16 protein-coding genes are annotated in these 19,504 nt (G+C 65.1%); 10 read left to right on the forward strand and 6 right to left on the reverse strand.

Annotated elements, in window-relative coordinates:
* The first annotated feature begins 4 nt into the window (after positions 1–4).
* The gene (locus tag VNW74_RS21725) at positions 5–406 is read left to right on the forward strand and encodes a PaaI family thioesterase (protein ID WP_325680622.1); all 402 of its coding nucleotides are present in this window, start codon (positions 5–7) and stop codon (positions 404–406) included.
* Here the strand turns inward: VNW74_RS21725 and otsB are convergent, their stop codons facing one another.
* Together otsB and VNW74_RS21735 are read right to left on the reverse strand one after the other, a co-directional pair.
* A complete protein-coding gene (gene otsB, locus VNW74_RS21730) occupies positions 407–1,555 on the reverse strand; it encodes a trehalose-phosphatase (protein ID WP_325680624.1) in 1,149 nt (382 codons plus the stop codon).
* 52 nt (positions 1,556–1,607) lie between these two features.
* Positions 1,608–3,014 (reverse strand): wax ester/triacylglycerol synthase family O-acyltransferase, encoded by a 1,407-nt coding sequence (locus VNW74_RS21735; RefSeq protein ID WP_325680626.1) that lies wholly within the window; start codon positions 3,012–3,014, stop codon positions 1,608–1,610.
* 220 nt (positions 3,015–3,234) lie between these two features.
* On the opposite strand from VNW74_RS21735, the gene VNW74_RS21740 reads away from it, so the two are divergent.
* Positions 3,235–3,861, forward strand: coding sequence for a TetR/AcrR family transcriptional regulator (locus VNW74_RS21740; protein WP_325680628.1), 627 nt, complete (start codon positions 3,235–3,237; stop codon positions 3,859–3,861).
* Positions 3,862–3,935: 74 nt separating this feature from the next.
* Entirely contained in the window at positions 3,936–7,217 is a 3,282-nt protein-coding gene (locus tag VNW74_RS21745) for an error-prone DNA polymerase (protein ID WP_325680631.1), read from the forward strand.
* Between the two features lie 150 nt (positions 7,218–7,367).
* Here the strand turns inward: VNW74_RS21745 and VNW74_RS21750 are convergent, their stop codons facing one another.
* Together VNW74_RS21750 and VNW74_RS21755 are read right to left on the reverse strand one after the other, a co-directional pair.
* Positions 7,368–8,168, reverse strand: coding sequence for a hypothetical protein (locus VNW74_RS21750; protein WP_325680633.1), 801 nt, complete (start codon positions 8,166–8,168; stop codon positions 7,368–7,370).
* A 144-nt stretch (positions 8,169–8,312) separates the two neighbouring features.
* On the reverse strand, positions 8,313–9,071 hold the full coding sequence (locus VNW74_RS21755; protein ID WP_325680635.1) for a TetR/AcrR family transcriptional regulator: 759 nt from the start codon (positions 9,069–9,071) through the stop codon (positions 8,313–8,315).
* Positions 9,072–9,249: 178 nt separating this feature from the next.
* Here VNW74_RS21755 and VNW74_RS21760 point away from each other — a divergent pair, with 178 nt between their 5' ends.
* The 3 genes from VNW74_RS21760 (at position 9,250) to VNW74_RS21770 (ending at position 11,827) form a co-directional block, all read left to right on the forward strand.
* Positions 9,250–10,005, forward strand: a complete 756-nt coding sequence (locus tag VNW74_RS21760; RefSeq protein WP_325680637.1) for a hypothetical protein — start codon at positions 9,250–9,252, stop codon at positions 10,003–10,005.
* A 170-nt stretch (positions 10,006–10,175) separates the two neighbouring features.
* Positions 10,176–11,000 carry a hypothetical protein gene (locus tag VNW74_RS21765; RefSeq protein ID WP_325680639.1) on the forward strand — a complete coding sequence of 275 codons (825 nt, stop codon included), beginning with the start codon at positions 10,176–10,178 and terminating at the stop codon, positions 10,998–11,000.
* A 182-nt stretch (positions 11,001–11,182) separates the two neighbouring features.
* Positions 11,183–11,827, forward strand: coding sequence for a nitroreductase family protein (locus tag VNW74_RS21770; RefSeq protein ID WP_325680641.1), 645 nt, complete (start codon positions 11,183–11,185; stop codon positions 11,825–11,827).
* Here the strand turns inward: VNW74_RS21770 and VNW74_RS21775 are convergent, their stop codons facing one another.
* Entirely contained in the window at positions 11,828–12,292 is a 465-nt protein-coding gene (locus tag VNW74_RS21775; protein ID WP_325680643.1) for a tRNA (cytidine(34)-2'-O)-methyltransferase, read from the reverse strand.
* Between the two features lie 246 nt (positions 12,293–12,538).
* On the opposite strand from VNW74_RS21775, the gene VNW74_RS21780 reads away from it, so the two are divergent.
* From VNW74_RS21780 to VNW74_RS21795, 4 genes are read left to right on the forward strand one after another with little or no spacing between them, the layout of a single operon-like run.
* Complete coding sequence (locus VNW74_RS21780) at positions 12,539–15,355, forward strand: ATP-binding protein (RefSeq protein WP_414686743.1); 2,817 nt, start codon at positions 12,539–12,541, stop codon at positions 15,353–15,355.
* Positions 15,352–15,780 carry a roadblock/LC7 domain-containing protein gene (locus tag VNW74_RS21785; RefSeq protein WP_325680645.1) on the forward strand — a complete coding sequence of 143 codons (429 nt, stop codon included), beginning with the start codon at positions 15,352–15,354 and terminating at the stop codon, positions 15,778–15,780. The genes VNW74_RS21780 and VNW74_RS21785 overlap by 4 nt, the downstream gene beginning before the upstream one ends.
* A 6-nt stretch (positions 15,781–15,786) precedes the next feature.
* Positions 15,787–16,179, forward strand: a complete 393-nt coding sequence (locus VNW74_RS21790) for a DUF742 domain-containing protein (RefSeq protein WP_325680647.1) — start codon at positions 15,787–15,789, stop codon at positions 16,177–16,179.
* Positions 16,160–16,765, forward strand: a complete 606-nt coding sequence (locus VNW74_RS21795) for an ATP/GTP-binding protein (protein WP_325680649.1) — start codon at positions 16,160–16,162, stop codon at positions 16,763–16,765. The genes VNW74_RS21790 and VNW74_RS21795 overlap by 20 nt, the downstream gene beginning before the upstream one ends.
* A gap of 13 nt (positions 16,766–16,778) precedes the next feature.
* Here VNW74_RS21795 and VNW74_RS21800 read toward each other — a convergent pair whose 3' ends face one another.
* Entirely contained in the window at positions 16,779–19,412 is a 2,634-nt protein-coding gene (locus VNW74_RS21800) for an FHA domain-containing protein (protein ID WP_325680651.1), read from the reverse strand.
* Positions 19,413–19,504 lie beyond the last annotated feature (92 nt).

Here is a 19,504-nt window from a genome sequence, read left to right on the forward strand (position 1 = left end):
GCTCATGACCGACACGGCCGCGACCGAAATGATCCACGCGCAGGTCCCGCTGTGCGCGACTCTGGGCATCACCGCGGACACGTTCCGGCCCGACGAGGTGGTGCTGAGTCTGGATTGGGCGCCGACGCTTTGCACGGGCAACGACGTGCTGCACGGCGGGATCGTCATGGCCCTGGCGGACTCGGCGGGTGGGCTATGCGCGTTCCTGAATCTCCCTGAGGGGGCGAGAGGAACCGCAACCATCGAATCCAAGACCAATTTCTTGGCCCCGACCCGCGGTGGCACGGTCACGGCGCACTGCCACCCGCTGCACATCGGGAAGCGCGTCATCGTGCTCGAAACCGAAGTCCGTGGCGACGACGGCAAGTTGGCCGCCAAAGTACTGCAAACCCAAGCGATCCTGTGATCAGCGACCGAGCTGACGGGCCAGCCGCTGGATGAAGTCCCGCACCCGTTCGGGATTGTCCAATGCGTACTTCGCGGCGGTGGCGCGATCGCCGTCGTCGGTGTGCCGCACCACGATGGGGATACCGTCGTCGTGGACGGCGTCAAAGGCGTCTTCATCGGTGATGTCGTCGCCGAGGTAGATCGGTAACAACGGACCCGGGTGCTCGTCATGGCGAATGTAGTCGAGCACCCAGCGCAGCGTCTTGCCCTTGTCCCAGTCGACATTTGGCCGTAGCTCGATGACTTCGCGACCGGTGGTGACGCGAAGCGCAGTGCGCCGACCGGCGCTTCGTACCGCTGCGGACACCTCGCCGACTCGGTCGCGCGCAGCGTTGCGGTAGTGAACGGCGACACCAAACCGCTTGTGCTCCACCACAACACCCGGGATGTGACCGAGTTGGTCGGCCAGCTCGGCGGCCGCCTCCTCGAGCGCGGGGATACTCGCCGCCGCCTCAGCGTTTTCGTGATGTGTGCCGTCGGGTCCGGTCAGCTCGAAACCATGACTGCCCGCATACCAGATGCCAGGCAGGCCAATCCGCTCGCGCACGTCGGCGAGGTCGCGGCCGCTCAGTATCGCGACGGGGCACTGTGCAGCCAGCGATGTCAGCGCATCGGCCGCACCCTCGACCAGCCACGCAGAGTCGGGATTCTCGACGATGTCGGAGAGCGTGCCGTCGAAGTCGAAGAACACCGCAGGCTGCCGACCGGTCACCACGTCGAGCGCCTGCACCGCGTCGGGCAGCTCGAACATCCGGCGGTCCCCGGTGCGCACGCTGATGTCGCGCACGTCCGTGATCACCGCGTCGGCCCCTCGGCGGGTCAGCTCATCGCGGCGTGCGGTCGTGTCGATCGCGATCACCAGCGCGAATCCGCCGGCGCGGGCGGCGTCGACACCGCTCCCGGTCGCCGTGACGACGGCGCACCGGCCCGGGCGCACCGACAGCCGCCGCGCTGCCTCGACCAGCGCCGCGGTGTCGGGCGGCTGGCGGAGTTCGTCGGAGCCCACACCGGCGTCGTGCAGCCGCTTCAAGAGGGGCTTATCGGCCGCCCGGTCACCGAGGTCGAACAGCACCGCGTCATAGCGGCGCGGGTCGATGGTGACCGACATTCGGCTGCCCTGCCTTCCCGGCACGCTGTTGCGATGCCGGTAGCAAGGTTAATCAGACCGTTCTGTTGGCGAACAGCAAGATCGAGTCTTGGCTGAGCATTTCCAAGCGCGCCACGGCCATCGCGATACCGTTGGCCAGTGCGTCGACGTCGGCTGCGGCGTCGTAATCAGCCGTGATACCGAACACCAGGTCGTTGGCATAGCTCAACACCGCGACACCCGTGCGCAACCGCAGTGCGATCGGTGGAATCGGCAGCAGGCGCGCTACCTCGCGGCCCATCATCTGCAACTGGCGGCGTGGTCCCGGGATGTTGGTCGCCAGCGTCACGATGCCGCGCTGCGGCAGACGGGTGAGGAACCGGATTAGCCACGAGGACAACATAAACGGGATGTAGCTGGTCGCGGAGACGGCAACGTTGCCTGCTTGCCGCTGCCCACCTTGCTTGGCCCGGCTCAGCCGGCTGTGCACGACGCGCAATTGCTGGATCGGGTCGTCTTGTTCGACGGGGAGATAGGGCAGCATGATCGAGAGGCGATTGCCGGGTTTGTCCAGCGCGTCGGGTGAGCGCACCGACACCGGGACCAGGGTGCGCAGCGAGTCCGGTCGGGGTTCCTCGCCGCGATGCAGCAAAACCGAGCGGAAGCCTTCGGTGATCGCGGTGAGCGCAACGTCGTTGATGGTCACGTCGAACTTCCGGCACACCTGTTCGACCTCGGCGAGTGGGACGCGCACCGCCCGATAACACCGCATCCTGGTAACCGGTCCCACCAGTGAGCTGCCCACCGAAGGCCGGAGCAGCCCGGTGGCAATTTCCGCGGCGCCGCCAACCGTGCGCACAGCGGCACCTGTGATGCCGGTGGCCGTCCGCCACAGGCTGTCCAGCGGGTTCCAGAGGTTCTCCAGCGGTTTGGGGTCCGGCACCGGCTTGAGGTGATGGCGTGTCTTGGCACTCCGCTTGGCGACGGTGGGGCGAGCGAACGCATCGCCGTCGACGTCATCGCACAGTCGACTGAGGATGCGGGTCGCCGAGATTCCATCGGCCATGCAGTGGTGGATCTTCATCAGGATCGCCCAACGATTGCCCTTCAAGCCCTCGATGACCCAGCATTCCCACAGCGGGCGGTCTCGGTCCAGACGGCGCTCCAGCACGTCGGCAACGACGCGGTACAGTTCGGCGTCATCGCCGGGCCGTGGAAGTGCCACCCGGCGCACGTGACGGCTGAGGTCGAATCCCGGATCGTCGACCCACTGTGGAGCACCAACATCGAAAAGTTGGGTACGCAACATCTGAGTGCAGCGCGGTATTGCCCGGATGCGTTCTGCCAGAACGTCCTTGAACTCGCCGTAATCGGGGGCGGAACCGTCGATGATCGCGACTCCGCCGATCGCCAGGCTGACGTTCCGGTCCGAATCTTCCGCCATGAGAAAGCCTGCATCGAGCGCGTTGAGTCGCTCCACGAATCGTCACCGCCGTTCACCCCAGGGACTTCGTCGAGTATCGTCGGCCGTCCCCAGCAGGAGGTGGCGGCAAGATTAAATCGTGTAAACAACTGGAGTCGATTGTGTGGCAACGTAGTTCAGTCTGAGAATTTCTGAGAATTTTTCTCAACCATCGACAAGGCGATCTACCTCGAAAACATTTCAGTCGACTGACTTGTATAGATGTTATCGTTGATACATGAACCGATTCGCCCCGGTCCAACGTCGGACCCAAGCCGAGCGCAGGGAATCGACGCGTACAGCGTTGCTGGACGCCGCGGTCGACTGCCTGATCGACGAGGGGTACGCAGCGGTGACGACGCGCGGGGTTGCCGAACGGGCCGGGGTCTCTCAAGGGGCGCAACAGCATTACTTCGATGGACGGGTGGACATGGTCGTACAGGCCGTCGGGCAGCTGTCGCAGCGATTGGCTGAGCAGTCCCGGGAGCAGATTCGTACCAGTCAGCGCGACGAGCGTCGCCGCATGCAGTCGCTGCTGGATCGAATGTGGGACATCCACACCGGTCCCGCATTCCAGACCGCGGCTGACCTCTGGGCCGCCGCCCGCACTGATCTCGAACTGCGGCAGCCGATCGAAAACCTCGGTCGGGACCTGGATCGCCAGCTCGCGCAGCTCATCGCCGAAGTGCTGCCCACCCTCGCGAACACCGACTCTGGGCGCACGCTGATCGATGTCGCAACGGCCACCGCGCGCGGTCTGGCGCTGCGTCGGCTGCCGGGACTGGAGGCCACGGTCGACCGGCGGTGGCGTGCCGCGAAATCCCTACTCATGGACTCTTTCGACGCCCTCGACAAGAAGGGTTAACGGCATGACCGACCCCTTCGGTAACAGCTGACATGCGTTAGCGTATCGAACATATATTCGATAGACTCGGGCGCGTGGGTTTCAGCAACGGGCCGCCGGGCTGGGCGGAGATAGAGCGGGTGCTCGCCGGAAAGCCGCGCCGTTCCGGCACGCCATCGGTGTGGGGGCCGGCCGATGACGTCCCACTGTCGCGCAAGCGGGTCAGCTACCAGCCGCCAGACGATAACCGGACGGTTCGCTCGTCCGTTGCGTATGCGGAGTTGCACACGCATTCGGCGTTCAGCTTCCTCGACGGGGCCAGCACACCGGAAGAGCTGATCGAAGAGGCGGTGCGGCTGGATCTGCGCGCCATCGCGCTGACCGACCACAACGGCCTCTACGGGGCGGTGCGGTTTGCGGAAGCGGCCGCGGAATTGGACGTGCATACCGTATTCGGCGCCGAACTGTCGCTTGGACCCGGCGCTCGGACCGACGAGCCTGATCCGGCGGGCCCGCATCTGCTGGTGCTGGCTCGCGGTCCGGAAGGCTATCGACGATTGTCACGGCAGCTGGCCGCGGCCCATCTGGCCGGTGGCGAGAAAGGCAAGCTGCGTTTCGATTTCGATGCGCTCGCCGACGCGGCGGGTGGCCACTGGCATATCTTGACCGGTTGCCGAAAAGGTCATGTCCGCTCTGCGCTGGCAGCCGGCGGCCCGGATGCGGCCGTGGCGGCGTTGGCCGACCTGGTTGACCGTTTCGGCACAGGCCGGGTCAGCGTTGAGCTGACCCACCACGGCCACCCGCTCGACGACGAAATCAATGCCGAATTAACCGAATTAGCCATGCGATTCGGCCTCCCTTGTGTTGCCACCACCGGCGCCCATTTCGCTACGCCGTCGCGTCGCCGACTGGCAATGGCCATGGGTGCGATACGGGCCAGGCAGTCGCTGGACGAGGCGGCCGGCTGGCTGGCCCCGTTGGGCGGCTCCCATCTGCGGTCGGGTGAGGAGATGGCGCGGCTGTTCGCGCAGCGGCCCGATGTGGTGACCGCCGCGGCCGAACTCGGCGAGCAGTGCGCCTTCGGCCTGGCGCTCATCGCCCCGCAGTTGCCGCCGTTCGACGTCCCGCCCGGCCATACCGAGGACAGCTGGCTGCGCGAGCTGGCGATGGCGGGGGCGGAGCGGCGCTACGGGCCGCGGGCGCAGGCACGGCAAGCGTATGCCCAGATCGAGCGCGAGTTGGGAATCATTGCGCAACTGACGTTTCCGGGCTATTTCCTGGTGGTGTACGACATCACCCGATTCTGTCGGGAGAACAACATTCTGTGTCAGGGCAGGGGATCGGCGGCCAACTCGGCGGTCTGTTATGCCCTCGGTGTCACCGCGGTCGATCCGATTTCCAACGAATTGTTGTTCGAGCGTTTCTTGTCGCCGGTCCGCGACGGACCACCCGACATCGACATCGACATCGAATCGGATCAGCGCGAAAAGGTCATCCAGTACGTCTATGACAAATACGGCCGTGACTACGCCGCTCAGGTCGCCAATGTGATCACCTACCGCGGGCGAATCGCGGTCCGCGACATGGCCCGTGCCCTGGGTTTCTCGCAGGGGCAACAGGACGCGTGGAGCAAGCAGATCGCGCACTGGAACGCGCGGCCGTCGGATATCGACGACATACCCGAGCAGGTGATCGACTTGGCCACCCAGATCCAGAATCTGCCGCGGCACATGGGCATCCATTCCGGCGGTATGGTGATCTGCGACCGCCCGATCGCCGACGTCTGCCCGGTGGAATGGGCGCGCATGGAGGACCGCAGCGTACTGCAATGGGACAAGGATGACTGCGCGGCAATCGGTTTGGTGAAATTCGACCTGCTCGGGCTGGGCATGCTCTCGGCATTGCACTACGCGATCGACCTGCTGGCCGAGCACAAAGGAATCCAGGTCGACCTGGCCAAATTGGACCTGTCCGAATCCGCGGTGTACGAAATGTTGTCTCGTGCCGATTCCGTCGGGGTGTTCCAGGTGGAGTCGCGCGCGCAGATGGCCACCCTGCCGCGGCTGCGACCGAGGGTGTTTTACGACCTGGTGGTCGAGGTCGCGTTGATCCGTCCCGGCCCCATCCAGGGCGGCTCGGTACACCCGTACATCCGGCGACGCAACGGCGTCGACCCGGTCGTCTACGACCATCCGTCGATGGAGCGGGCATTACGAAAAACCTTGGGAGTACCGCTGTTTCAGGAACAGTTGATGCAGCTCGCGGTGGACTGCGCGGGCTTTTCCGCCGCTGAGGCCGATCAGCTGCGGCGCGCCATGGGGTCCAAGCGGTCGGCGGAACGCATGCGACGGCTGCGCGGCCGGTTTTACGACGGCATGCGGCGGATACACGGCGCCGCCGACGAGGTGATCGACCGGGTCTACGAAAAATTGGAAGCTTTCGCGAATTTCGGTTTTCCGGAAAGCCACTCGCTGAGCTTCGCGTCACTGGTGTTCTACTCATCGTGGTTCAAGCTGCATCACCCGGCGGCGTTCTGCGCTGCGCTGCTGCGCGCACAGCCGATGGGTTTCTACTCGCCGCAGTCGCTGGTGGCCGACGCCCGCAGGCACGGGGTGACGGTGCACGGCCCGTGTGTTGCCGCCAGCTTGGCGCACGCCACTCTGGAGAACGCCGGTATGGAAGTGCGGTTGGGGCTGGGCGGTGTCCGCCATATCGGAGATGACCTGGCCGAAAAAATGGTTGAGGAACGGAAGGCCCACGGCCCCTTTGCTTCGCTGCTGGATTTGACCTCCCGGGTCCAGCTCTCCGTGCCGCAGACCGAAGCACTGGCCACCGCGGGAGCGCTGAGCTGCTTCGGGATATCGCGGCGCGAGGCGCTGTGGGCGGCCGGAGCGGCCGCCGCCCAACGGCCAGACCGCTTACCAGGGGTGGGCTCGTCGTCGCACATTCCGGCATTACCGGGGATGAGCGAGCTGGAATTGGCCGCCGCCGACGTGTGGGCCACCGGCATCTCCCCGGACAGCTATCCGACCCAGTTCCTGCGATCGGATCTCGATGAGATGGGTGTGCTGCCCGCCGACGCCCTGCTGTCGGTGCCCGACGGCGACCGGGTACTGATCGCCGGGGCGGTCACCCATCGGCAGCGGCCGGGGACCGCCCAGGGGGTGACGTTTATCAACCTCGAGGACGAAACCGGGATGGTCAATGTGCTGTGTACACCGGGGGTATGGGCCCGGCACCGCAAGCTGGCGCAGACGGCGTCGGCACTGCTGATCCGTGGTCAGGTCCAAAACGCCAGTGGCGCAGTCACCGTCGTGGCGGAGCGGTTGGCCACGCTCACCCTGAAGGTCGGATCGAAGTCTCGCGATTTTCGGTGAACCTGCTCGCCGAACGTGAAACTACGGCGAGAGTGAAATTTGCGACGCGATACACCGTCGACATTCGTAGTCGATCAGTTCGGTAACGGCGCTTGACTTGCGGTACTGGTGTGGCCCCAGCCCCTTTACGGTTGGGCGCCGGTACGCCAGTTAGACGGCGTTCGGTCCTGGCTGGACGCGTTCGGGTGTCTGATGAGTCGATGCGCGTGGCGTCCAGAGGGGTCCCTCGTGCGTCAGCCGAAAAGTATCTCCACCACGCTCGTCTGATGACCGCGGAGCCCCGGTGACGCGGAAGGCTTGCCAGATGATGACCAGCTCCCAGACGACGAACGTGCTCAGCGGAATCCAGAACGAGAAGAGTCCATTCCACGCGAGCGGACCGGACTTGAAGAAGTAGGCCGCGACTGCGGGGCTGAACAGCAGGCACGCCCACAAGCTTGCGTAGCCCAACCAGCGGGGCAGCAGGACCGCTCTGCGTCTGTCCATCAAGATTGCTGCGGCAAACGGTAGGAACTGGACGAGGAATGGCGGCACTGGGGTCACGGTGAGTATCCAGCCGATGTCGTTGAGCATCAGGACATCTCCGGCTCCACGCTCGGCTCGGTAGGCAGCCACTTGCCAGAACAGGGCCGGCAGGACGAAGAACATGCTGCTGGCCAGGCCGCCGATGAGTTGACACGTGCTCAGGAAACGCGATTCGCCCTCCATGTCGCGGATCATCGCCGACCAGGTGACCACCCATGGCAGGTAGAACGCCGCCGCGAACATGATGAACACCATTCCGAGTTTGATTCCGGTGGTGTTGCGACGATAAATCGCTGCGATCTGCTCGGCGCTCGCCGCGGGGTTATGCGCCGGCACAAAGCCCGAGAACACCCACAGGCCAAGCAGATACATCACGAGGAAGGCCAAGCCGCACCATGCCCCGACCCTGTTAATGCGGGGGATCATCAGATTCCTCCTCGCCGACGATGACGCCTCACCTAGTCCATAACGCGGCGTTGGCGACCGGCAGCGCTGCGCTGGAGGGGCTGGCGGCCGGGGTCAAGTATTGGTAGTAAACACTATCAACGTAACCCACACAACAGGAACGGGTCAAGGCGTGCCCCGTTTTGAAGTGCCACCTGTCGTGTGGCTCCGTAGATCGCCGCTCGATGACACAATTCGTTTCCGGTGAACAGGTTTGGCGGTAGATCGGTCCGTGGTCGACGCCAATTTGCGCCGGCCGACTTTCCCGCCGGCGGGCAACAAACCCGCTGCTCCAATGAGGATGCGGGTAAGTTCGTCGATGATCCTTTTGCGGCTGGGGCGTCTGCCGGATGCATACAGCTCGTCCTCGAACATGGCCATGCTGATGACCATGCAGAGCATCGCGCGGGCCGCAATTGGGGTGTCCCATTGCAATCCATGCTCGTACTTGACACCGTCACTGACCTTCTCCAGGCGTGCCAACACCGGCTGAGCATCCTTGCCGACCAGGCCGTTCGCGACGAGGGAAGCAAAGAGCCGCCGGTGATCGATCACGACGGTGTAGAGCTCCTGGGCGAACTGCCGCAATGCTTCCTGAGGCGTGCCATGCCGCCTCGGTTCCGGAAGCCAGTCCTGCGCGTAGAGCGCCATGAACTCCTCCAGTGGTGCCAGCACGGCGGCGTTGAACAACTCCTCTTTGGAAGTGAACGCACGGAAGATCGCTGCTTCCGTCGTCTCGGCGGCGCGGGCGATCTCCTTTGTCGTCGTTCCCGCGTAGCCGCGAGTCGAGAACAGCTCTTCAGCCGCGGTGAGGATCTGATGACGCACCTGTTCGGTGGAGCGCTTGCGCCGCTTCGCTTGGGCGGGGGTGGCACCGGTTTCCACATGCCCAGGATAATGCGGAGACCCCCTTGCACGTGACGCGCGAGCCGATCTACATTGATAGTGATTACAATCAATAGAGATCGTGAACGCTGCCCACAAGTGGGCGAATGGCGTCTCCGTGGTCGGAACATTCTGGCGGCAACGTTTCTGAAGCGTGTCCGCATGAAGGAGCTACCTCGTGATCGTCCTGCTCGCCAGCTACGACCCGCAGACCGTGCTGAACTCAGTAGACACCCGCACCGTTCCAGTGATGGCCTTGATGACTCTGTGTCTTGGCGCCACGTTCGTGTACCTGGTTTCGGCGTTCCGGACTGCGAAGGCGCACAGCGCTTATCCGGCGCCGCTGGCCGCCGTCGGCTTCTTTGCGATCCATGACGCGACCTTCGTAGCCTATTGGAACAGCTGGTTCGGCACCTACCACCACTGGTGGTTGGAATGCTGGGCGGTGGCGCTCATCTTCACCTCGGCGATCGAATTCGCACTCTGTTTCCAGGTGTACCGCTACGGGCGTCAGGAGCTGATGCCCAAGCTCAGCCAACGTCAATTCGGTGCCGCCATCGTCGGGGCGCTGCTCGGTATTACCGCGATGTGGCTGACCGTCAAGAGCATCATCGACGACCCGCTGTTCCTGATCGCGTTCGCGGTGACCGCCTGGATGCCACCGGTGTTTTCGACCGTTCTCCTGTGCGGGCGGGGTTCGATGCGGGGCCAGACGATGCTGATGAACTGGTGCCTGCTGCTGAACCCGATCGGGATGTTCGGTGCCTGGGCGTTCTTGGACCCCTACTTCCGGACACCGCCGTTCATTCTGATGGGTGCGGCGACGATTGGGTGGGCAGCTTTCAACCTGTGGGTGATGAGCAAATACCCCAAGTACGAGCCCCGGCTCGGCGGTGCCGAGAAGACAGTCGTCCCCACCGGCGCGGCAACCTAGCGACTGGCGGCGAGAACATCAGCTTAACAACGCATTTCAAAGAAAGGGACATCACGTGAGCCGCGCCGCACCGACAACTGCCGGCGCCGAGTCGGAGGTGTTGACCCCAGGAAGGGCAGTGGAATGACTTCATTCACACCCTCCGCCGTGACGATGAGTGAGCTTCAACGATGACCCATTTCGACGGCATCCCGCATGGCGTACCGAACTACATGGAGCCACAACAGTTCGCCATGCCGCAAGGCTGGCAGACCGTGGCCGAGATCACCTTCACGGTGGCCGCACTTGCGACGGTCCTCGTGGCGAGCTGGATTTCGCGGCGGCGGAAAAGCTGGCAGCCGCTGCTGTACACGATCGCCGGTGGCGGCACTGTGGTGAATGAGGCGACGCTGGCCCACCTGTCGCACGCCACCCATTCCCAGGCGGGTGCACACGTGGCGTGGACGTCCCAAGGACTTGGCGTGCCGTTTTATGCGATCGGTGCGTACTTCCCCTACTTCGGGCTGGTGTTACTGGTCCTGGTGCCCCTTTTTCACGACCGCAAACTGACCGTAAGAGGTGTCTGGATTGCGGCCCTCTCGATTGTGTTGGGAGTGCTGGCATTCGAAGTACCGTGGATGGCGACCGGACTGTGGCACTACTACGGTCGCCAGTCACTGCAGCCGTTTGGTTGGATGCCGATTTGGTATGCCTTCGCCAGTGCCATGCTCACGTTCGTCCCCGCGGTGGCCATCGCCCGAGTCCAAGACCGATTGCACGGGGCACGGTCGCTGCTCCTGATTCCGCTGGTCATCATGACGTCGATCGGCGCAGTCGTGGCCGTGTCGTGGCCGATGTACATGGCAATGAGCAGCACGTGGAGCGACGCGATCATCCACCTTGCCGCTCTCACCAGCATCGCTCTCGTCGGAGTCGCGGTCTGGTTCTGCGCGCCCTTGGTGGCACAATCGGGGAGAGCTCTCGACCGCTCGCTGCCCGTCACAGCTCAGCGGTAGGTGGACGGGACAAGGATCCCGCGCGGGCGTTGAGCGCCGCCTAGTTATTGATCCGTGGTCAGGTCCAAAACGCCAGTGGCGCAGTCACCGTCGTGGCGGAGCGGTTGGCCAAGCTCACCCTGAAGAAAGTGCCAAAAAGTCGCCACAGGTTCACGTTCGGCGGCCAAATGTAGTCTCCAGGCATGACCCTGAACCTTTCTTTTGACGAAGTCCTCACCACCACTCGCTCGGTCCGCAAGCGCCTCGATTTCGACAAGCCGGTATCCCGCGACGTGCTGATGGAATGCCTCGAATTGGCGCTGCAGGCGCCCACCGGTTCCAACTCGCAGGGGTGGCAGTGGGTGTTCGTGGAGGACCCCGACAAGAAAAAGGCTATCGGTGAGATTTACCTGGCCAATGGTCGGAGGTACCTCAGCTCGCCGTCAGCCGAATACCCCGATGGCGACACCCGCGGGGAGCGAATGGGTGCGGTCAGGGATTCCGCGACCTACCTCGCCGAGCACATGCATGAGGCACCGGTTCTGCTGATCCCCTGCATCGAGGGCCGGGAGGACTCGTCGCCGCTGGGCGGTGCCTCGTTCTGGGCGTCGCTGTTCCCGGCGGTCTGGAGTTTCTGTCTCGCGCTGCGCTCCCGCGGCCTGGGCTCCTGCTGGACGACGCTGCACCTGGTTCGCGACGGCGAGAAAAAGGCGGCCGAGGTGCTGGGCATTCCGTACGAGCAGTACAGCCAGGGTGGGCTGTTTCCGATCGCCTACACCAAAGGCACCGATTTCCGGCCGGCCAAGCGGTTGCCCGCCGAGAGCCTCACGCACTGGGACAGCTGGTAATCAGACCGCCCCGGCGAACCCGTGCTGGCGCCACGCCTCGTACACGGCGACCGCGGCGGCGTTGGCCAAGTTGAGTGAGCGCCGTCCGGCCAGCATGGGGATGCGGATGCGGTCGGTGATGTGAACGTCGGCCAGGGTGGTCGCGTCCAGGCCGGTGGGCTCGGGGCCGAACATCAACACGTCGCCGGCCTGATAGCGCACGTCGGTGAACAACGACGTCGCATGCGCGGTAAAGGCGAACACCCGCTGCGGTGACAGCACCTTCCAGGCGGCATCCAGTGACGAGTGCACGGTGACCGACGCCAGGTCGTGATAGTCGAGCCCGGCTCGGCGCAGCTTGGGTTCGGACAGGTCGAAGCCGAGCGGCTCGACGAGATGCAGTTCGGCGCCGGTGGCCGCCGCAGTCCGGATTGCATTGCCCGTATTGGGCGCGATACGCGGCGAGTAGAACAGCAGCCGGAACATCTGTCGATCATGACAGCTGTCGTTAGAGAATTTGCTCGGCTATCCTTTGCGGTGTCTGGCGGAAGTCGGCTGACTCTGTCTGTTCAGTAAGAATTGTGGTTTCCACAGCCGCAGGCTGGCATACTCGCAGAATTGCCAGGCGTATATCACCCGCCCGTCACTGTGGGTGTAATCAGCAGGAAGTCTCATGAACGACGCGCCAACACTGCATATCAGCGGAGCGGTCACCAGCACGGACGTCGTCCGGTGACCATGCTTGCCCGCGCCAGGCGGGCGATTCTGCCGACCAAAAGTGACACCGCAGACGGCAACGGCGCCGAGTCCTCAACGGTGAAACGGCCGGCCTCATGGTCGCTACGCAATTGGCCGGTGCGGTGGAAAGTCGTAGCCATTGTGGTGGTGCCTTTGGTGCTGGCGATGGTTTTCGGGGGATTCCGTATCGCGGGCGCGCTGACCGATGCGCACGACCTCCGCTTAGCTGCCGATCGCGTCGAGGTGGTTCCGGCCATTACCAAATACATGTCGGCGCTTGATGTCGCATTGCTGGCGACCTCTACCGGGGGCGACGTCGAGGGTGTGAAGAAGAATTACGACGCCCGCAAACACGAGCTGCAGGCCCGGCTGGCGGAAACAGACGTTGCCGCCGATGTCGGAGCAGGGGTCAACGCCATGCTCAACGGTGGGCAGGCGTTGCTGGACAGCGTCGCGTCGAACAACATCGGTTTGCGGCAGCGGGTGACCACCTACGCTCCCATCTTGCTGACCGCCGAGAACGCGGTGGACGGATCGGTACGCGTCGACGACGTGAAGATCCGCGCCGCGGCGCAGGGACTGAGCCGCGCGATCGGGGCCCGCGGCCAGATGATGATGCAGCAGCTGCTGATCACCCGGGGCGCCGACCTGCCCGAACCCGAGCTGCGCACGTCGATGATCACTCTGGCCGGCACCGAGCCGTCGACGCTGTTCGGGATGGCTGAGGTGCTTGGTGTCGGCTCAGCGGAAGCCAAGACGCTGCAACAGCAGATGGTGACCCGGATGGCGATCATGTCCGATCCGGCCACTCTGCTTGTCAACAACCCGGCACTGCTCCACTCGGTGCAGACCACCGACGCGATCGCCGCCCAGGTGATCAAAGACACCAGCGCATTGGTGACGAAATCCGTGGAGGACCAGGCCCGCGATCGGCGCGATGCCGCGATCCGCGACACCGTCGTCGTGCTGGGGGCCATCATCGCCGCACTCGCGATCGTGCTGGTGGTGGCCCGCTCGCTGATCCAGCCGCTGCGCGTGCTGCGCGACAGCGCTCTGAAGGTCGCCCACGAAGACCTCGAGCGCGAGATCACCCGCGCCCGGGCCGGCGACGAACCGCCGCCCGAGCCGCTGCCGATCCACACCACCGAAGAAATCGGCCAGGTCGCGCACGCGGTCGACGAATTGCACACCCAGGCGTTGCTCTTGGCCGGTGACGAGGCCCGACTGCGGGTGTTGGTCAACGACATGTTCGAGACCATGTCACGGCGCAACCGTTCACTGGTCGACCAGCAGCTTTCGCTCATCGACCGGCTGGAGCGCAACGAGGAGGATCCCGATCGGCTCGACAGTCTGTTCCGCCTGGACCACCTGGCCGCCCGGATGCGCCGCAACGGTGCCAACCTGCTGGTGCTGGCGAGCGCGCAGAGCTTGCGGGGAGAGCAACGCGGACCGGTGCCGTTGTCGTCGGCGATCAATGCCGCCACCTCCGAGGTTGAGGACTACCGGCGAGTGGAAACGTCGATGGTGCCCGACTGCACGATCACCGGCGTAGCCTCCGGCGATATCGTTCATCTCCTCGCCGAGTTGATCGACAACGGGTTGCGCTACTCACCGCCCGCGTCGCCAGTCCGGGTTTCCGCCTCACGGCGCAGCGACGGCGCGGTTCTGCTCGAGATCGTCGACGCCGGGTTGGGCATGACCGACGGCGACCGGCGCATCGCCAACATGCGACTGCGGGCCGGTGGAGAAGTCACTCCCGACAGTGCCCGCCACATGGGTCTTTTCGTGGTGGGCCGGCTGGCCAACCGGCACAGTATCCGGGTGCGGCTGCGCGGTTCGTCGATCGAGCAGGCGCGATCGGGTACCACGGCCGAGGTGTACCTGCCATCGACGGTGCTGACCGGCGCAGACGGTGGCGACGTTGCGCCGCGCCGGACCGCGGCGGCACACCCCGCCGCGTCGGCAGCCACCGACCAGCCGGCCGTTGCCGCGGATTACGGCGACTCGGTAGACCTTGCTGCGCTGGCCGACGCTACAGAGCGCAACGGCTCCCATTCGACCGAATCACCGATCACCTTGCTGCCGCGCCGCAGGCCGGGATCCAGCGGCATCACCGGTGTCCCGGCTGACCCGCCGGATCGGCCGTTGCAGCACGAGCCAGCCCTGCGCCGGCCAGAAGAAGCAGTCGAGCAGACTGCGGAACTCCCTGCGGCGCAACCCGTTTCAAATACGTCGTCGTTCTTCGGCTCGCGGGTTCGATTCGCCCGGCAGCAGCATCCCAAAGCCGAGCCGATCGCGCCGGAGCCGGCAGCAGAGTTCGATGTGCGGGAGGTCGACGAGCCCTGGCCCGCCGAAGCCGCCGCGCCGTCGGGGCATTCGCGGGAGACGGATCTGATTTACCAGCGGATGCTCTCGGAATGGCTGGTCGACCCGCACGATCTGGCACGCAGCGCCGACCTCGATTGGAAGTCGGTTTGGGACCACGGTTGGTCGGCGGCCGCCGAGGTCGACAACGTGCCCGTGCAGGCCCACACCGACCATGGCCTGCCGGTGCGTGACCCCGGCGCCCGGCTGGTGCCGGGTGGCGCCGGGCCCGATCAGAACGGCATCGCGGGCGTCGCACACCACCGGGCCGACGAGGACAACGGAGCGGCACCGAACGGAGGATTCCATTCCAGACGCAAGCCCGCACACGAGGCAGCGGTGCGGGACCCAGAGGCGATCCGCGCCTCGATGAGTAGCCATTTCGGCGGCGTTCGTGCAGGACGATCGCATGCCCGCGACACAGATCAAGGATCCGATCACGAATGACTTCTGCTTTCGATGCCTACGATTCAGCCCGCTCGGACAACTCCATGGATTGGCTGGTGTCGAGCTTCGCCCGCGAGGTTCCCGGGGTGACGCACGCTGTGCTGGTATCCGTCGACGGGCTGCTGATCGCGGCCAGCGAGCACCTGCCGCGGGAGCGGGCGGACCAGCTTGCCGCGGTGTCGTCGGGGCTGGCGAGCTTGGCCACCGGCGCCGCGCAGTTGTTTGACGGCGGCGAGGTGCTGCAGTCTGTGGTCGAGATGGAAAACGGCTACCTGTTGTTGATGCGGGTCGGTGACGGCTCGCATCTGGCAACGCTGGCTGCGACGTCGTGTGACATCGGTCAGATTGGCTACGAAATGGCCGTCCTTGTCGAACGGGTGGGGAACGTCGTCCAGTCGACGCGACGTGCTCCTACACACTCGTGAGCCGCGATGGACAGTCGCGAGTCAGAGGGGCCACTGGGGGCTCAGCCACCCGCAGCTGAGGCGAGCCTGGTCCGTCCGTACACCCTGACGGCCGGACGGACCAAGGCGAGCGTCGAGCTGCCGCTGGAAGCGCCGGTGCAGACGCTGCAGTCGGCGCTGTATCACCGGTGGCCACCCAACGACGTGCGAGGCAGGATCGTCCAACTGTGTGTCAAGAGCCCATCCGTGGCCGAGATCTCCGCTCGGTTGGATTTACCACTCGGTGTCACGCGCGTGTTGGTCGGCGATCTGGTGACTTCGGGTTACCTTCGGGTGAACCAGACGTTGACCGAACGCTCGACCCGCGATGAACGCCGCGAACTGATAGGAAGGACGCTCCGTGGCCTACGAGCCCTCTGAGGGAGAGGCCCAACCGCATCCCAACCCGCGAAATACCGCGTCGACGAAGATCGTCATCGCGGGAGGGTTCGGCGCCGGTAAGACGACGTTCGTCGGCGCGGTTTCGGAGATCATGCCACTGCGAACCGAGGCGATGGTCACCGACGCGTCGGCCGGCGTCGACATGGTGGAGGCCACGCCGGATAAACGGACCACCACGGTAGCGATGGACTTCGGCCGTATCACGTTGGACGAGGATCTGGTGCTCTACCTGTTCGGCACTCCGGGGCAGCGCCGATTCTGGTTCATGTGGGATGACCTGGTACGCGGCGCGATCGGCGCGGTCGTCCTGGTGGACATCCGGCGCCTGCAGGACAGCTTCGCCGCGGTCGACTTCTTCGAACACCGCCAGCTGCCATTCCTTATCGCGGTCAACGAATTCGATGGCGCGCCGAGGTATCCCGTCGCCGAGGTGCGTAAGGCGCTGACCCTGGCCGAACACGTCCCGGTGATCAACATCGATGCCCGCGACCGTAGATCGGCGACCGATGCGCTGATCGCGGTCAGCGAATACGCCCTGGCGAACCTGACGCCCGCCGGCGGCTGAATGCTGTTGGCGCTCAGCGCTTGAGGCGGATGTTCCAGCGTACGTAGCCGGCGTAAAACAGCGACAGAGCCGCGAGCATCGCCATGTCGAAGAGGTATATGTGCTTCGAGTGCTGCCAGATCGGGTCGTTGGTCGGAATTTGCTTGACCTTGACCAGGTCCGGGAAGTCGATCGACGACGCTCCCGCGGCGTAACCCCACCGTCCGGGCGTCACCCAGGACAGCTGATTAAGCCCCGCCCGGCCGGTCACCGGGATCATTCCGCCGGCGAGCACCAGCTGCGACATGATCGACACCACCAGCAGCGGCATGATCTGTTCGTTGGACTGCGCCACCGCCGACAACATCAGGCCCAGGATCGCCGAGGCGACGCAGGTGCCGGCGACGGTGACGAACAGAGAGAATGTCGAGCTGTCGAAGAACGGGGGATGCGCTGTGGGCGCACCCTTTCCGAGCCTGACGATGAACGTCGCGATCGCCGCCTGGGCGGTCGCGAAAACAAAGAAGATAAAGACCTTCGCCAGCAGGTAGGCCGTGGTGGACAGGCCAACCGCCTGTTCTCTTCGGAAGATCGGACGCTCGCCGATCAGGTCGCGGATGGTCAATGCCGTACCCATGAAGACGGCGCCGATGTTGAGCAGCACCATGATGTACTGCGGCTGGGTTGGCGCGAGGCCGAGCGGGTCGGCGGGGCCGAGCCCCGGTTTGGGGCCTTTCACGGTCAGCGACAGCGCACCGATCAGGAACGGCAGTATCGCAAGGAACACCGAGTAGCCGCGATCGGAGATGACGAGTCGGACCTGACGGCGCGCAATCGTGGAGAACTGGCGGACCAGGTCGGTGTGTACCGGTTCGCCCAAGTCTGCCGGGCTTTCCGGAGCCGGTCTTGCTTCGGAATATCTTCTGCCGTCGCGCTCCATGAAGCGCCGGTTGGCTTCGTCCGGCTCGGCGCCCACGTTGGCGAAGATGTCCGCCCAGTTGGTGGTACCCAACGCCGCACCGACCTGGCTGGGCGGCCCGTTGAACGCGGTCTTGCCGCCGGGTGCGATGAGCAGGATCTGGTCGCAGACGTCGAGATAGGACACCGAGTGCGTGACCACCAGCACCACACGGCCGGCGTCGGCGAGCTGCCGCAACATCAGCATGACTTGACGGTCCAGCGCCGGGTCCAGACCGGACGTCGGCTCGTCGAGGAGCAGCAGCGACGGCTGGGTGAGTAGCTCCAGGGCCACCGACGCGCGTTTACGCTGGCCACCGGAGAGTTTGTCCACCCGGGTGTCGGCGTGTTTGGTCAGGTCGAGTTCCTCGAGCACCTGCGCGACCACCTGGGCGCGCTCTTGCTTGCTGGTGTCGGGCGGTAGCCGCAGCTCGGCGGCGTAGCCGAGGGCCTGGTTCACCGTCAGTTGGCGGTGCACCACATCGTCCTGGGGGACCATCCCGATCCTGCTGCGCATGGTCGCGTACTCGGCGTGGATGTTGTGACCCTCGAAGGTGACCGAACCGGCGCTGGGGCGGGTGTACCCGGCGATCAGCCGCGACAGTGTGGTCTTGCCCGCGCCGGACCCCCCGATGATCGCGGTGAGCGTGCCCGGCCGGGCAGTCAGAGAGATGTTGTCCAGCAGTTCCTTGCCGTCGATCTTGAAGTGAACGCCGTTGACCTCCAGCCCGCCGGTGCGGGTGGCGGCTTCGGTGCGGCGGATCAGGATGCCGCCGGTGAAAACTAGGTCGACGTTGCCGATCGTGATCACGTCGCCTTCGTTCAGCACCGCCGAACCGACGCGCACGCCGTTGACGAACGTGCCGTTGACGCTGTGGGCGTCGCGGATTTCGGTGCCGAGCGGGGACTGAACCAAGAACGCGTGGTGGCGCGACGCGAGCACATCCTGGATGACGATGTCGTTGTCGTTGGCGCGACCGATGGTGGCAGATCCCGGCGGCTTCTCCGGTGTGCCGGAGCCGGGGAGAATCGCCTGGATCATCTTGGTGGCGAGGTTGCCCGTCTCGGGCTTGCTGGTCGCCCGGGCCAGCTGAGGTTTCGGCAGCAGCTTCGGCGGCGCTGAACTGGCACCGCTCAGCTGGCTCGGGATTTGCCGGTTCGGCGGCGGTGGTCGGTGCGGCGAGCTGGACGGATAGCCCGGTGGCCGCTGACCTCCGGCGCCCTGGTACATCGGCTGTGGTGGTGCCGGGGGGCCGCCCGGATGGGGCCGCGGTGGTCCGGCTCCCTGGGGCCGGGGCGCGCCCGCCGGGCGTGCCGGCTGCGGGGGAGCCGACCGGACGCCGGCTGACGGTTGGACGATGGGCATTGACGCGGTTTGCGGCGGCCGGCCGGCAGGCCCGACGTGGTGACCGACCTCGAAAGCAAGCTTCGGCCCGTCGGGATTGCCGATGTTGACGATCTGGCCGTCGTGGATGTCGACCACCGGCACCCGACGCCCGTTGACGTAGGTTCCGTTCAACGAACCGTTGTCGATGGCGAGCCAACGCCCCTGCTCGAAGCGCAGCAGCAGATGCGCACGCGAGATGAGTGGATGAGTGATGCGCATGTCGGCGCGCAGATCGCGCCCGACTACCACGTCATGACCTGCGGCGAAGGTGCGTTGAGATCCGTCGTATCGGACGGTCAGCACGGGCGGTGCTGCTTGACTCATCGCCCCAACCTTAGCTGCTTGGCTCACTGCACCGACTGTATCGGCTGCCGCACAATTGGCTCCGAGCGACACGAACCCTTAGGCCGTCCCGG

Source organism: Mycobacterium sp. (genome assembly GCF_035570115.1).
Taxonomy (GTDB): domain Bacteria; phylum Actinomycetota; class Actinomycetes; order Mycobacteriales; family Mycobacteriaceae; genus Mycobacterium.